Raw genomic sequence first — 262 nt, forward strand, 5'->3', positions numbered from 1 at the left:
ACACCGAGCCGTTTGGCGCCGGCCAGCGAGAACAACACTCTGGCTTACGCCCAGGCCGTCGCCAAACGGCTCGGTGTAGGTGTGCGCGACTCCATCGACATCTCCGACCCACGGGTGCTGCGCGAGGCTGTGGTGGGCATCATCACCCATGAGAACGGCGGGAACCCGTACAAGGCCGAGGTGATCGATGAGGGTATCCGGCGGGCCTTGGCATGATTTTGGCACCGATGGAGGGGGGCCGCCTGGCCGCCGGTCTGTTGGG

Annotated in this window: 1 pseudogene; it reads left to right on the forward strand. The window is 66.0% G+C overall.

From position 1 onward, the window contains the following. Positions 1–216 (forward strand): annotated as a pseudogene (locus GYA94_RS27385) (structural protein P5); the annotation flags it as partial. Positions 217–262: the final 46 nt, after the last annotated feature.

Origin of the sequence: Pseudomonas juntendi (genome assembly GCF_009932375.1) — a bacterium.
Lineage (GTDB): Bacteria > Pseudomonadota > Gammaproteobacteria > Pseudomonadales > Pseudomonadaceae > Aquipseudomonas > Aquipseudomonas juntendi.